Source organism: Actinocatenispora comari (assembly GCF_017312725.1).
In the GTDB taxonomy this organism is placed as follows: domain Bacteria; phylum Actinomycetota; class Actinomycetes; order Mycobacteriales; family Micromonosporaceae; genus Actinocatenispora; species Actinocatenispora comari.
In genome coordinates, this window is sequence record NZ_BOPO01000088.1 from 74537 (window position 1) to 87138 (window position 12602).

A 12602-nucleotide genomic window follows, 5' to 3' on the forward strand; every position below is an offset into this window, starting at 1 on the left:
GGCGACCCAACCGATCGGCCGCGTCCCTCCCTTTCTGCAGTGGGGAGTCAAGGGAGGTTGGATGCGGGCCGATCGGGAACGCGAGTATGTGGCGTACGTCGAGGCGAGCATGGTTCGCCTGCGGCGCACGGCCTACCACCTCAGCGGCAACTGGCACGCCGCGGAGGACCTGGTGCAGGAGACGCTGGCCAAGCTGTACCAGCACTGGAACCGGGTGCGAGACGTCGAGGCGCTCGACGGCTACGTCCGGAAGATGCTCTACCGCACGTTCTTGGCACAGACGAAGCGGGCCTGGTACCGCCGGATCCTCCTCACCACCGAACCGCCGGACGCACCGGCGCCGGGCGCGCGCGAGCCCGACGACCGGCTGGACCTGATGGCGGCGCTGGCCCGGCTGCCCGCCGGGCAGCGGGCGGTGGTGACGCTGCGGTACCTGGAGCGGCTCGACGTGAACGAGACCGCCCGCGTCCTCGGCCGCTCCCCCGGCACCGTCAAGAGCCAGACCGCGAACGCGCTGGCGAACCTGCGCGCGCTGCTCCCCGGGTACCGGGACGAGCCGCGGCGCGCGGAAGCGAAGGGATGAGGCATGACCGAGCCACGACTGCAGGACCTCTTCGACACACCGGACACCGCCGACGAGCCGCCCATGCCGGCGGGCTTCGCCCAGAGCGCCCTCGAACTGGGGCGCCGCCGGACCCGGCGCCGGCGCACCACCCGGGCGGCCGCGACCGGCGGGGTGGCGGCGGTCGCCGCACTCGCCGTCGGCGGCGCGATGATGCTGGGCGGTGGCGCCGCACCCGACGGGGCGAGGCCGCCGGCGGCGGCCGGCAGCCACTCGACCGCCGCCGGCCGGCCGACCACGGCCACCGAGCTGCTGGACCGCGCGTCGCTGGCCGCCTACCACCAGAACCCGACCGTCCGGCCGGACCAGTTCATCTACCAGAAGACCCTGGTCAAGTCGCGGGAGCCGGCCCCCGACGTGGACAGCCCGGCGCTGCACGGCGACGCCGACTCCAACCTGCGCGGCGTCAAGACCGTCCAGTACAGCGAGACGGGCGAGAGCTGGTCGTCCGCCGACGGCAGCAGGCGGGGCTGGGCCACCTCGCCGCTCAAGGCCGGGGACGACCGCAGGTTCCGCACGATGCGGGTACGGCACCCGAGCCTCGATGTGCCGACCTACCAGTACCTCACCACGCTGCCGACCGACCCGGACGCGCTGATGCGCAGGATCGACGCCGCCGCGCAGGCGCGGGCCGACCAGAAGCCCGGTCAGCAGCACCGGCTGAACGTGATGCGGTTCGAGGTCATCGAGAACGTGCTGAACGTGGGCATCGTGCCGGCCGAGCTGGCCCGCCCGCTGTACACCGACCTCGGCCGGCTGCCCGGCGTCGAACTGGTCCGCAGCGCCACCGACGCGGCCGGCCGGAAGGGGATCGGGGTGGCGATCACCGACCCCGACAGCCAGATCCGCTACATGATCGTCTTCGACCGGCACGACTACCGGTTCCTCGGCTACAAGACCGACGACCCGGCCACCGGCAAGTACCTGACGTGGTCGGCGATCCTGGCCGTCGACGTCGTCGACCAGGTGAAGTGACCGTGATCGCCGGCCGGCCGGACCGGCCGGCGGTCGCCCCCGCCGGTCGGCGGCGCTGACCGGTCGTCGGCTGATCGGTTGTCGGCGCCGACCGCGCGTGGACGGCGGCTGCCCCTCCCCGGGGCGGCCGCCGTCCGCACGTGTGCCGCGTCGCTCGACCGTTGGTCGAAGTTGGGGATTGCGCGGCAGATGTGGTATTCACCTGCCGTGACGATCGGAACGGTGGGACCTGCTCGCAACGAACCCGACCGCCTCCGGTCGCTACAGGACGAAGCCGAGCAACTACTCAAGGAGCATCGCGCCGACGACGCCTCGGTGCCGCTCCGCGAGCTCGCGCGGCGGCAACCGGACGACGCCCGTACCTGGCTGCGGCTGGCCGCGGCCCTGCTCGCCGGTAACGGCGGTACCGAGAGCGACATCGAGGCGCGGGCCGCCGCCGAGCGGGCCGTCGCGCTCGACCCCGCCAGCGCCCTCGGGTACCGGATGCTCTCCGAGGCGGCGCTGCGGCTCGGCGACCGGGACGCCGCGCTCGACACCATGCGGGCGGCGGTGTCGGCCGCACCGGACAGCTGGGTCACCCACCTCGACCTGGCCGCCGCGCTGGTGGAACGGCCCGGCGGCGGGGTGGAGGCCTGGCAGCTGGCCAAGCGGGCCGCGTCGATCGCGCCGCAACGGGCCGAGCCGCACGTACTGCTGGGCGATCTCGCGCTGCGGGCCGGCGACATGGACAAGGCGGCCGCCGGGTACGCCGACGCGCTGGACCGGGCGCCCGGTGACGTGATGGTCACCCGCAAGCTGGCCGAGCTGCACCACCGGCTCGACGGCGGCCCGACCGCGGCACTGCGGCCCGGCTCCCCGGACACCGACCCGGCGATGGCGCCGAGCGACCCGTGGGCGGGCGAGCCGGACACCTTCCGCGCCTACGCCCCGGACACCGGCGAGCCCGGCTCGTACCGGCCGCCCGCGCCGGACCCGCAACCGGCCGGCCCGAACGGTCCCGAGCCGGTGGTCGGCGTGCACCGCCCGGCCCGGGTGCTCGGCAACTGCCTGTCCGTACTGGGCATCCTGGCCGCGGCGGTCGCCGGCATGCTGCTGGTGCTGCGCCCGTCCGGCGCGACCGGTTGGTACCAGGCGGTCGCCGGGATCGCCGGGGTCGGCCTGGTGGTGGTCACGGTGCTGCTGCTGGCCGGCAGCTCGGCCGGCTGGCGGCAGCTCGCCGGCGGCCGCGGCGGGCTGGTGGCCAGCCTGGTCTTCGGCGCGCTGGCCGTGCTCGCCGGCCCGGTCGGTGCCCTCGCCGACTCGGTACCGGTGCTGCTGGTCGCCGTCGCGCTCGGCGTGCTGGGCTGCCTGTGCGGTCACCTCGTCGCCCGGGGCGCGGTCCGCCGGGACCGCGCCGGCGAGCCGGCCCGCCGGAGCACCGGCCGCCACGGCCGCTGACCCGCACGCCCCGGCGCCACGAGCACCGTGCCGGGTCGTCCGGCAAGCGCTCTCCGCCGGTACCGCGCCGTGCTCGACGCGTACCGCACCATGATCGACCCGTACTGCGGCGGGCGTGGACGTGGTAGGTAGTACGACATGACGGCGGATGTGATCGTGGTCGGTGCCGGCCACAACGGGCTGGTCGCGGCCACCCTGCTGGCGCGCGCCGGCCTGACCGTGCAGGTGCTGGAGCGGGCCGACGTCGTCGGCGGCGCCTGCCGCACCGAGGCACCGTTCGACCGGACCCCCGGGGTGCGGGTGTCCTCCGGCGCATACCTGCTCGGGTTGATGCCACCGGAGCTGATCGCGACGCTCGGCATCGACCTGCCGCTGGTGCGGCGCGACCCGCACTACTTCCTGCCCGCGCGCGACGGGCGGTACCTGCTGCTCGGCGGCGACCGGGCGGACGCCCGCCGGCAGTTCGCGGAGTTCTTCACCGAGGCCGACGACCGCGCCGACGAGGCGCTGCGGGCCGAACTGTCCGCACTGGCGAACGACCTCGCCCCGGCCTGGCTGGCCGAGCCGCTGCCGGTGGAGCAGACCGCCGAGCGGTACATCCGGCCGCAGCTGCGGGACACGTTCGTCGACCTGGTGCGCGGCTCGGCGATCGACTACCTGTCCCGGTTCGGGTTCGCCTCCGAGCAGGTGATCGCGATGTACGCGGTCACCGACGGGATGCCGGGCCTGACCGGCTCCCCCTGGACCCCCGGCAGCGGCCACAACCTGCTGGTGCACAACATGTGCCGGCTGCCCGGCGCGGACGGCACCTGGATGGTGGTCCGCGGCGGCATGGGCACCGTCACCCGGACGCTCGCGGCCGCCGCGACCGCCGCCGGCGCCACCATCCGTACCGGCGTGACCGTCGACGAGATCACCACCGCCGGCGGCGCCGTCACCGGCGTCCGGGTCGGCGAGGTCGAGTACGGCGCGAGCGCGGTGCTGGTGGCCACCGACCCGTACCGGCTGCCGGCGCTGCTCGGCGCGACCTGCCCGCCGGAGCTGCGGGACCGGATCGACGGGTACGCCCGGCGGTCCGGCGGCCAGACGATGAAGGTCAACCTGGCACTGTCCGAGCTGCCGCGCTTCGCCGCGCTGCCGCAGCCGCGCGGCCAGCACGGCACCACCGTGCACCTGCTGCCCGAACCGGCCGCGGACGGCTCGGTGCTCACCGCGGTACGGGCGGGGTTCGACGCGGCGACCGCCGGCCGGCTCGATCCGCTGCCGCCGGTCGAGTGGTACCTGCACTCCACCCTCGACCCGTCGCTCGGCGACGACGCGGGCCGGCACTCCTCGGCGCTGTTCGTACAGGGCGTGCCGCACACCCCGGCCGGCTCCGACTGGGCCACCGAGAAGGACGGGTACGTGCGCCGGCTGCTGGAGTTCGTCGACGGCTACGCGCCGGGCGTCGGTGACCTGGTCGACGACGTCTACGCGCTGGCGCCGCCGGACATCGAAGCGCACTTCGGCATCACCAACGGCAACATCTTCCACGTCGACAACGCGATCAGCTTCACCGACCGGATGCCGTACCGCACCGGCGTGCCCGGCGTCTACGCCGGCGCGGCCGGCTGCTTCCCGGCCGGCTCGGTGATCGGCTGCGCCGGCCACAACGCCGCCCAAGCTGTCCTCGCCGACCTGCGCTGACCCCGGCCGACGGCTCCCGGCCCGTCGTGCGGTGGGTGGGTCGCGCCGGCGCCGGCGGGTAATTCGGTGGGTGCGTCGCGCCGAGGCCGGTTAGGGTGCTCGACATGGGAGCCATGAACATCCGGCTGCGCCAGCACTGAGCGCGGCCTGATCAGCGGCCCGGACGCCCGCTCGCGGCGCCGGGCCGGCAAGGCGTTTCGCCGCGCTCGACAGCGGTTGTCGATCGACACCGTCCCGTGCGCGGCCGTCCGTTGCCTCCCTTCCTTCGCATCGCTGGCTGGCTGCCGCCGTGGCTCGCGCCCGGGACCCTGATCCCGGGAGTACCTGCCATGCGTGCACCTGCAAGCAATCCGTCCGGCGTGCACTTCCTGCGCGACCGGACCGTCATCGCCGGCCTGCTGCGGTCGGCCCGCCCGCGCGGCGGTGATCTCGTCCTCGAACTCGGCGCCGGCCCCGGCGTGCTCACCGCGGCACTGGCCGGTACCGGCGCCCGGATCGTCGCGGTGGAGCGCGACGCGGCGTTCGCGGCCCGGCTGCGGCGCCGGTTCGCGCAGCGTCCGGTGACCGTGGTCGAGGACGACCTGCGCCGGGTGCGGCTGCCGCGCCGGCCGTTCGCGGTGGTCGCGAACCTGCCGTTCGCGGTCGGTACGGCCGCGCTGCGCCGGCTGCTGGGCGGCCGGGACGTGCCGTTGCGCGGCGCCGATCTGCTGGTCGAGTGGGGGTTCGCGCGCCGGCTGACCCGGCCGGTACCGCGGGACGCCGAGACGGCCTGGTGGGCGGCACGGTACGAGTTGCGGATCGCCCGGCGGGTGCCGGCCACCGCCTTCTCCCCCGCGCCGCGGGTGGCCGCCGCGCACCTGGTGATCCGGCCGCGCGAGCTGGACCGGCGGGCGCTGCCGGTGCTGCACGCGCTGCTGACCGACGCGTACCGCCGGCCGGCCGCGCCGGCGACCGCCGTGCTCGCCGCGCACGTACCGGGTGGGCGGGCGCACCGGCTGGCCCGCAGCACCGGGATCGCGCCGCCGGCGGTGGCCGGTGCCGTACCACCCTCGGTGTGGGCCGCGCTGGCCGCCGCGGCGGTTGTCGGCGAACCCGCCGCGCGCGCCCGGTCCATCACCTAGTGTCGCTTCCAGGAGCCGTGCCTGCGCCCACGAGCCCGCCTTCGGTGCTCGTACGGCGCGGCGTCGATCGAGCGGGCCGGAGGTCGCGGTGACAGCGGTGGAGACCCGGAGCGGACCACTGGACGAGGCGGAGCTCGCCGGGCTGGACGCCTACTGGCGGGCATCGAACTACCTCGCCGTCGGGCAGATCTACCTGATGGCGAACCCGCTGCTACGGGAGCCGCTGGCGGCCGAGCAGGTCAAGCCGCGGCTGCTCGGGCACTGGGGTACGACGCCGGGGCTGAACTTCTGCTACACGCACCTGAACCGGATCATCCGGCAGCGCGAGCAGCAGATGATCTTCCTGTGCGGCCCGGGCCACGGCGGCCCGGCGGTGGTCGCCCAGTCGTACCTGGAGGGCACCTACTCGGAGCTGATGCCGCACATCGGCCGGGACGAGGCGGGCCTCGCGGCGCTGTTCCGGCAGTTCTCGTTCCCGGGCGGGATCCCCAGCCACGCGGCCCCGGAGGTACCGGGGTCGATCCACGAGGGCGGCGAGCTCGGCTACGTGCTGTCGCACGCGCACGGCGCCGCCTTCGACAACCCCGACCTGGTGGTCGCCGCGGTGGTCGGCGACGGCGAGGCGGAGACCGGGCCGCTCGCGACCGGCTGGCACGGCAACAAGTTCCTCAACCCGGCCACCGACGGGGCGGTGCTGCCGATCCTGCACCTGAACGGGTACAAGATCGACAACCCGACGATCCTGGCCCGGATCCCGGACCACGAGCTCGTCGCGCTGCTCAACGGGTACGGCTGGCACGCGCACCTGGTCGCCGGGGACGACCCGGCCACGATGCACCAGCTGATGGCGGCGACGCTGGACGTGGTGTTCGACGAGCTCGCCACCATCCGGCACGACGCCCGCAACGGCGCCGGCATCGAGCGGCCGGCCTGGCCGATGATCGTGCTGCGCACCCCGAAGGGCTGGACCGGCCCGGTCGAGGTGGACGGCAAGCAGGTCGAGGGGTCGTACCGGGCGCACCAGGTGCCGATCCCGAACGCGCGCACCGACGAGAAGCACCGGCAGCAACTGGAGCGGTGGCTGCTGTCGTACCGGCCGGAGGAGCTGTTCGACGGCGAGGGCCGGCTGCGCGGCGACATCGCCGAGCTGGCGCCGCGCGGCCAGATCCGGATGAGCGCCAGCCCGCACGCCAACGGCGGGCTGCTGCTGCGCGAGCTGCGGCTGCCCGACTTCCGCGACCATGCGCTGCCGGTACCGGCACCGGCCACCACGACGGCCGAGTCGACCCGGGTACTCGGCGGCTGGCTGCGCGACGTGATCGCGGCGAACCCGGACAACTTCCGGCTGTTCGGCCCGGACGAGACGGCGTCCAACCGGCTGTCCGCGGTGTACGAGACGACCGACAAGAACTGGCAGGCCGCGCTGTACCCGTCCGACGACCGGCTCGGGCCGGCCGGTCGGGTGGTCGAGGTGCTCAGCGAGCACCAGTGCCAGGGCTTCCTGGAGGGGTACCTGCTGACCGGGCGGCACGGGCTGTTCGACTGCTACGAAGCCTTCATCCACATCGTCGACTCGATGTTCAACCAGCACGCCAAGTGGTTGAAGACCACCCTGTCGATCCCGTGGCGGCAGCCGGTCTCGTCGCTGAACTACCTGCTGTCCAGCCACGTCTGGCGGCAGGACCACAACGGCTTCTCGCACCAGGACCCGGGCTTCATCGACCACGTGGTGAACAAGAAGGCGGAGGTGATCCGGGTCTACCTGCCGCCGGACGCGAACACCCTGCTGTCCACGATGGACCACTGCCTGCGTTCCCGGCACTACGTCAACGTGGTGGTCGCCGGCAAGCAGCCGCAGCTGCAGTACCTGACGATGGACGAGGCGATCGCGCACTGCACCCGCGGCGTCGGCATCTGGGACTGGGCGTCCAACGACGACGGCGACCCCGACGTGGTACTCGCCTGCGCCGGCGACGTGCCCACCCTGGAGACGCTCGCCGCGGCCGCGCTGCTCCGCGAACACCTGCCGGACCTCGCGGTACGGGTGGTGAACGTGGTCGACCTGATGCGGCTGCAGGACGAGCACGAGCACCCGCACGGCATGTCCGAGACCGAGTTCGACGCGCTGTTCACCCGCTCCGCGCCGATCATCTTCGCCTACCACGGCTACCCGACGCTGATCCACCGGCTCACCTACCGGCGCGAGAACCACGCGAACCTGCACGTCCGCGGGTACAAGGAGAACGGCACCACGACCACGCCGTTCGACATGGTGATGCTCAACGACCTGGACCGGTTCCACCTGGTGATGGACGTGATCGACCGGGTGCCGTCGCTGCGCAGCCGGTGCGCCGGGCTGCGGCAGCGGATGGCCGACGCCCGGCTCGCGGCCCGCGCCTACACCCGGGAGCACGGCCTGGACGACCCGGCGATCAGCGGGTGGACCTGGCCGTACGGAGAGGCCCGCGCGGAATGAGGGCGGGCCGCTGACATGCGGGTGCTGGTGGTCAACGCCGGCTCGTCGAGCGTGAAGGTACGGCTGCTCGACGACGGGGCCGCCGTCGTCGGCCGCGCCGACCTGCCGGCGACGGCGGGCGAGTTCGCCGTGGCGGGGCTGCGGCAGGCGCTGGCGCGGCTGGGCACGGCGGACGCGGTCGGGCACCGGATCGTGCACGGCGGCCGCGAGTTCCGCGGGCCGGTACGGATCGACGACCAGGTCCGGGCCGACATCGCCGCGCTGCGCGACCTGGCGCCGCTGCACCAGGACGCCGGCCTCGCCGGCATCCGCGCGGTCGCCGAGCTGCTGCCCGACACCCCGGCGGTGGCCTGCTTCGACACCGCGTTCCACGCCGACCTGCCGGCCGCCGCCGCGACCTACCCGGTACCGGCGGAGTGGCGGGAGCGCTACGCGGTGCGCCGGTACGGGTTCCACGGCCTGTCGCACCGGTACGCCGCGCGCCGCGCCGCCGAGCTCACCGGCCGCGACCCGGCCACCGCCCGGGTGGTCAGCTGCCACCTCGGCTCCGGCGCCTCGCTGTGCGCGGTGGCCGGTGGCCGTTCGGTCGACACCACGATGGGCTTCACCCCGCTGGAGGGCGTGGTGATGAGCACCCGGTCCGGCACCGTCGACCCGGGTCTGGTCACCTGGCTCGCCGCCAACACCGGGCTGGCGGTCGACGAGATCGGCCGCGACCTGGAGCAGCGGTCCGGGCTGCTCGCCCTGGCCGGTACCGCCGACATGCGCGAGGTGCTCGCCGCCCGGGACGCCGGCAGCCGCTCCGCCCGCCGCGCGCTCGACGTGTACCTGCACCGGCTGCGCGCCGGGATCGCCGCGATGACCGCGGCGCTCGGCGGTCTCGACGTGCTCGCGTTCACCGGCGGCATCGGCGAGCACGCCCCGGCGGTACGGGCCGGTGCGGCGGCCGGGCTCGCCTTCCTCGGCGTCGCCGTCGACCCGGTACGCAACGACGCCGCGCACGGCGACGCCGACGTGTCCGCCGCCGGCGCCGCGGTACGCACCGCGGTGGTCACCGCGCGCGAGGACGCCGAGATCGCCGCCCAGGTCTGTACCGTGCTCGGCTGACCCCGGTGTAAAGCTGACTTGACAGCTTCGCATGTGTCAAGCATGCATGACACATGCGAAGCGAGGTTCGCCCCCTGCGGACCGCACGCGGCATGTCCCAGGGCGAACTGGCGAGCCAGCTCGGCGTCTCCCGGCAGACGATCAACGCGATCGAGACCGGCCGGTACGACCCCTCCCTGGGGCTCGCCGCACGACTGGCCCGGTTCTTCGGCCTGACCATCGAGGAGGTCTTCCATGTGGACGAGGCTTGATCGCCTGCCGCTGTCGCGGCCCAATCTGATGATCTTCACGGCGTTGCTCGCCGGTCTCGTCACCGCGGTGATCCTGCGGCTGTGGATCCACGTGGCCGCCTTCGCGGTCACGGCCGCGCTGGGTGCGCTCGGTGTCTGGTGGGCCCGGCGCCCCCACGCCAGCGACGTGAACCGGGTCGATGCGATCGAGTACCGCGACGAGCGGGACCGGACCATCGCGCGGGACGGGTTCGCCGTCCTCGGCGTGGTCGCCCTGGTTCTCGCGATGGCCGAGTTCCTGGTCGCCGGCGTGCTCGCGCCCGCCTCACTGGGCTTCACCGCACCGCAACTGCTCGTCCTGTGCATCGCCTGGGGCATCGCCAATCGCGTTGCCGCCCGCCGGTACTGACGGCCCTGGCGATGGCGCGCCGGCCAGCGACGTTGGCCGGCACATGTAACACTCGGTGTTTCTCGTCGCGCTGCGCCGCCCGCGGCGCAGCCCACGCCTGCTGGGGAGGCTCGCGTTTTCATGGCTGACGGCCAGATCGTCGTCTCCGGCCTGACGAAACAGTTTCGTCGGGTCAGAGCCGTCGACAATCTCTCGTTCACGGTGGAACCCGGTCGGGTGACCGGGTTCCTCGGCCCCAACGGGGCCGGCAAGACCACCACGCTGCGGATGCTGCTCGGCCTGGTGGCGCCGACCGCGGGCAACGCCACCATCGGTGGCCAGCACTACGCCGACCTGCCCGACTCGCTGCGGGTGGTCGGTGCCGGGCTGGAGGCCGCGAGCTTCCACAAGGGCCGCACCGGCCGGGACCACCTGCGGGTGCTCTGCGCCGCCGGCGGCCTGCCGTACCAGCGGGCCGACGAGGCGCTGGAGATGGTCGGGCTGACCCCGGCCGCCAAGCGCAAGGTCAAGGGCTACTCGCTGGGCATGAAGCAGCGGCTCGGCATCGCCGCCGGCATGCTCGGCGACCCGGCCGTGCTGATCTTCGACGAGCCGGCGAACGGGCTGGACCCGGAGGGCATCCGGTGGATGCGTGACCTGCTGTCCGGCTTCGCCAAGCAGGGGCGCACCGTGCTGGTCTCCAGCCACCTGCTGTCCGAAGTGCAGCTGTTCGCCGACGACGTGGTGATCATCGCGGCCGGCAAGCTGATCCGGCAGGGCCGGGTGAGCGAGCTCACCGACGCCGACGGCATGCAGCGGGTCCGGGTGCGTACCCCCGAGCCGCAGAAGCTGCTCGCCGAGCTCAAGGCGCCCGGCACCGCGGTGCAGACCGAGGACGACGGCGCGCTGCTGGTCACCGGCATCCCGGCCGCCGCGGTCGGGCACGCCGCCCTCGTCGCCGGGGTCGAGCTGCACGAGCTCTCCCCGCAGCGCGCCGACCTGGAGCGCATCTTCCTGGAACTGACCAGCGGGAAGGCGGGCATCCGATGAACCGGATCATTCGCAGCGAGTGGCTCAAGGTGCGCAGCACCAACCTGTGGTGGCTGATGCTGATCGGCGTCCTCGCGTTCACCGCGATCGCCATCGCGTTCAACATGCTCACCGGCTACGTCGAGCTGAACCCCGGCACCAACCAGGGGGTGCCGGACGTCAGCCCGGAGTCGATCGCCACCAACCTCTACACCTCCGGCCAGTACTTCGGCACGCTGCTCGCGATGGTGTTCGGGATCCTGATCTTCACCAACGAGTTCTTCCACCAGACCGCGACGGCGACGTTCCTCGCCACCCCGAAGCGCACCCGGGTGATCGCCGGCAAGCTGATCGTGGCGGTCATCGTCGGCGTGATCATCGCGCTGATCACGACCGTCCTGGCGGTCCCGTCCGGGCTGGGCTTCCTGGCCAGCCAGCACGTCGACACGTTCCTCGGCAACGGCGACGTGCTGAAGTCGATCGGGCTCAACTGGCTCGCCTTCGCGATCTGGGCGGTGTTCGGACTCGGCCTCGGCGCGCTGCTGCGCAGCCAGATCCTGGCCGTGATCATCGGCCTGGTCGCGATGCTGATCGGCCAGACCGTGATCCAGATCGGCCTGGGTCTGATGGCGCACTACTTCCACGCCGACTGGCTGAACAAGGTGCCGAACTGGCTGCCCAGCGGCGCGTCGACGATCATGACCTCGCCCGGTGGCGCGAACGGCATCGCGTGGTGGGCCGGCGCGCTGGCGCTGCTGGCGTACGGCGTGGTCGCCGCGGTGATCGGAACCGTGATCACCCGCCGCCGCGACATCAGCTGAGGTTCGCCCGACCCGTGCCCGGCGCCGCCGGTGTGGACGTCCCGTCCGCGCCGGTGGCGCCGGGTTCGTCCGTACCGGCGCGATGCAAGTCACGGCACGTAACTCCCGCGTGACGGCGATCGTTTTCCATTCTGTGAAACACGCCACCTCGGTGGACAAAGCGCCTGCCTGGTCGGTCCCATCACACCAACCCGTTGGTACGGGCGCGTAGCCTGGAATGCCGGGCGTTCAGCGTGGCGGCCGCGCGATTCGCGGCCGAGAAGAAATCACGTCGGAAGAGGCGATAACGGCCGTGTCGAGCCAGAGCAACGGACAATCAACCCCCACCGCGTCCGGCGAGTCGGAGACCAGTCTGCTCGCGGGATTCGGACCCAACGAGTGGATCGTCGAGGACATGTACCAGCGGTACCTGTCCGATCCCTCCAGCGTCGACCCCGCGTGGCACGACTTCTTCGCCGACTACAAGCCGGCCAGCGATGCCGGCACCACCGCCTCCGGCAGCACGGACAGCACCACCGCCACCTCCGGCAGCAAGGAACGCACCGCCGCCTCCGGCAGCATGGACAGCCCCGCCGCCTCCGGCAGCAAGGACAGCCCGGCCGCCTCCGGCAGCAACGGCACGGCCGCCGCGGGCAGCAGCAACGGTACGGCCGGCGCCCACGGCGGCACCGCCGTGGCGAGCGCGCCGACCAGCCCGGCGCCGGCCGGCG

Annotated in this window: 12 protein-coding genes; all 12 read left to right on the forward strand. The window is 73.4% G+C overall.

What is annotated here, in order from left to right:
* Positions 1-61: 61 nt before the first annotated feature.
* Entirely contained in the window at positions 62-583 is a 522-nt protein-coding gene (locus NUM_RS22915) for a SigE family RNA polymerase sigma factor (protein WP_207126968.1), read from the forward strand.
* A 3-nt stretch (positions 584-586) separates the two neighbouring features.
* On the forward strand, positions 587-1597 hold the full coding sequence (locus tag NUM_RS22920; protein WP_207126969.1) for a CU044_5270 family protein: 1011 nt from the start codon (positions 587-589) through the stop codon (positions 1595-1597).
* A gap of 222 nt (positions 1598-1819) precedes the next feature.
* Positions 1820-3034, forward strand: coding sequence for a tetratricopeptide repeat protein (locus tag NUM_RS22925; protein ID WP_207126970.1), 1215 nt, complete (start codon positions 1820-1822; stop codon positions 3032-3034).
* Between the two features lie 138 nt (positions 3035-3172).
* Entirely contained in the window at positions 3173-4720 is a 1548-nt protein-coding gene (locus NUM_RS22930) for a phytoene desaturase family protein (protein WP_207126971.1), read from the forward strand.
* A 329-nt stretch (positions 4721-5049) separates the two neighbouring features.
* The gene (locus tag NUM_RS22935; RefSeq protein ID WP_207126972.1) at positions 5050-5841 is read left to right on the forward strand and encodes an rRNA adenine N-6-methyltransferase family protein; all 792 of its coding nucleotides are present in this window, start codon (positions 5050-5052) and stop codon (positions 5839-5841) included.
* 88 nt (positions 5842-5929) lie between these two features.
* A complete protein-coding gene (locus tag NUM_RS22940) occupies positions 5930-8317 on the forward strand; it encodes a phosphoketolase family protein (protein WP_207126973.1) in 2388 nt (795 codons plus the stop codon).
* A 15-nt stretch (positions 8318-8332) separates the two neighbouring features.
* A complete protein-coding gene (locus tag NUM_RS22945; protein ID WP_207126974.1) occupies positions 8333-9424 on the forward strand; it encodes an acetate/propionate family kinase in 1092 nt (363 codons plus the stop codon).
* A 53-nt stretch (positions 9425-9477) separates the two neighbouring features.
* On the forward strand, positions 9478-9675 hold the full coding sequence (locus NUM_RS22950; RefSeq protein WP_207126975.1) for a helix-turn-helix transcriptional regulator: 198 nt from the start codon (positions 9478-9480) through the stop codon (positions 9673-9675).
* The gene (locus NUM_RS22955; protein ID WP_207126976.1) at positions 9659-10063 is read left to right on the forward strand and encodes a hypothetical protein; all 405 of its coding nucleotides are present in this window, start codon (positions 9659-9661) and stop codon (positions 10061-10063) included. Before NUM_RS22950 ends, NUM_RS22955 begins: the two co-directional genes overlap by 17 nt.
* 120 nt (positions 10064-10183) lie before the next feature.
* Positions 10184-11092 carry an ABC transporter ATP-binding protein gene (locus tag NUM_RS22960; RefSeq protein WP_207126977.1) on the forward strand — a complete coding sequence of 303 codons (909 nt, stop codon included), beginning with the start codon at positions 10184-10186 and terminating at the stop codon, positions 11090-11092.
* Positions 11089-11892, forward strand: coding sequence for an ABC transporter permease (locus tag NUM_RS22965; protein WP_207126978.1), 804 nt, complete (start codon positions 11089-11091; stop codon positions 11890-11892). Before NUM_RS22960 ends, NUM_RS22965 begins: the two co-directional genes overlap by 4 nt.
* 292 nt (positions 11893-12184) lie before the next feature.
* Positions 12185-12602, forward strand: a 418-nt coding sequence (locus NUM_RS37305; RefSeq protein WP_440588073.1) for a 2-oxoglutarate dehydrogenase E1 subunit family protein, incomplete at its 3' end; no start/stop codon positions are given.

Excerpts from the sequence above, each read along its gene's own strand:
- NUM_RS22920 (WP_207126969.1), top strand. The coding sequence starts at position 587 with ATGACCGAGCCACGACTGCAGGACCTCTTCGACACACCGGACACCGCC.
- NUM_RS22945 (WP_207126974.1), top strand. The coding sequence starts at position 8,333 with ATGCGGGTGCTGGTGGTCAACGCCGGCTCGTCGAGCGTGAAGGTACGG.
- NUM_RS22960 (WP_207126977.1), top strand. The coding sequence starts at position 10,184 with ATGGCTGACGGCCAGATCGTCGTCTCCGGCCTGACGAAACAGTTTCGT.
- NUM_RS22955 (WP_207126976.1), top strand. The coding sequence starts at position 9,659 with ATGTGGACGAGGCTTGATCGCCTGCCGCTGTCGCGGCCCAATCTGATG.
- NUM_RS22965 (WP_207126978.1), top strand. The coding sequence starts at position 11,089 with ATGAACCGGATCATTCGCAGCGAGTGGCTCAAGGTGCGCAGCACCAAC.
- NUM_RS22915 (WP_207126968.1), top strand. The coding sequence starts at position 62 with ATGCGGGCCGATCGGGAACGCGAGTATGTGGCGTACGTCGAGGCGAGC.
- NUM_RS22930 (WP_207126971.1), top strand. The coding sequence starts at position 3,173 with ATGACGGCGGATGTGATCGTGGTCGGTGCCGGCCACAACGGGCTGGTC.
- NUM_RS22950 (WP_207126975.1), top strand. The coding sequence starts at position 9,478 with ATGCGAAGCGAGGTTCGCCCCCTGCGGACCGCACGCGGCATGTCCCAG.
- NUM_RS22935 (WP_207126972.1), top strand. The coding sequence starts at position 5,050 with ATGCGTGCACCTGCAAGCAATCCGTCCGGCGTGCACTTCCTGCGCGAC.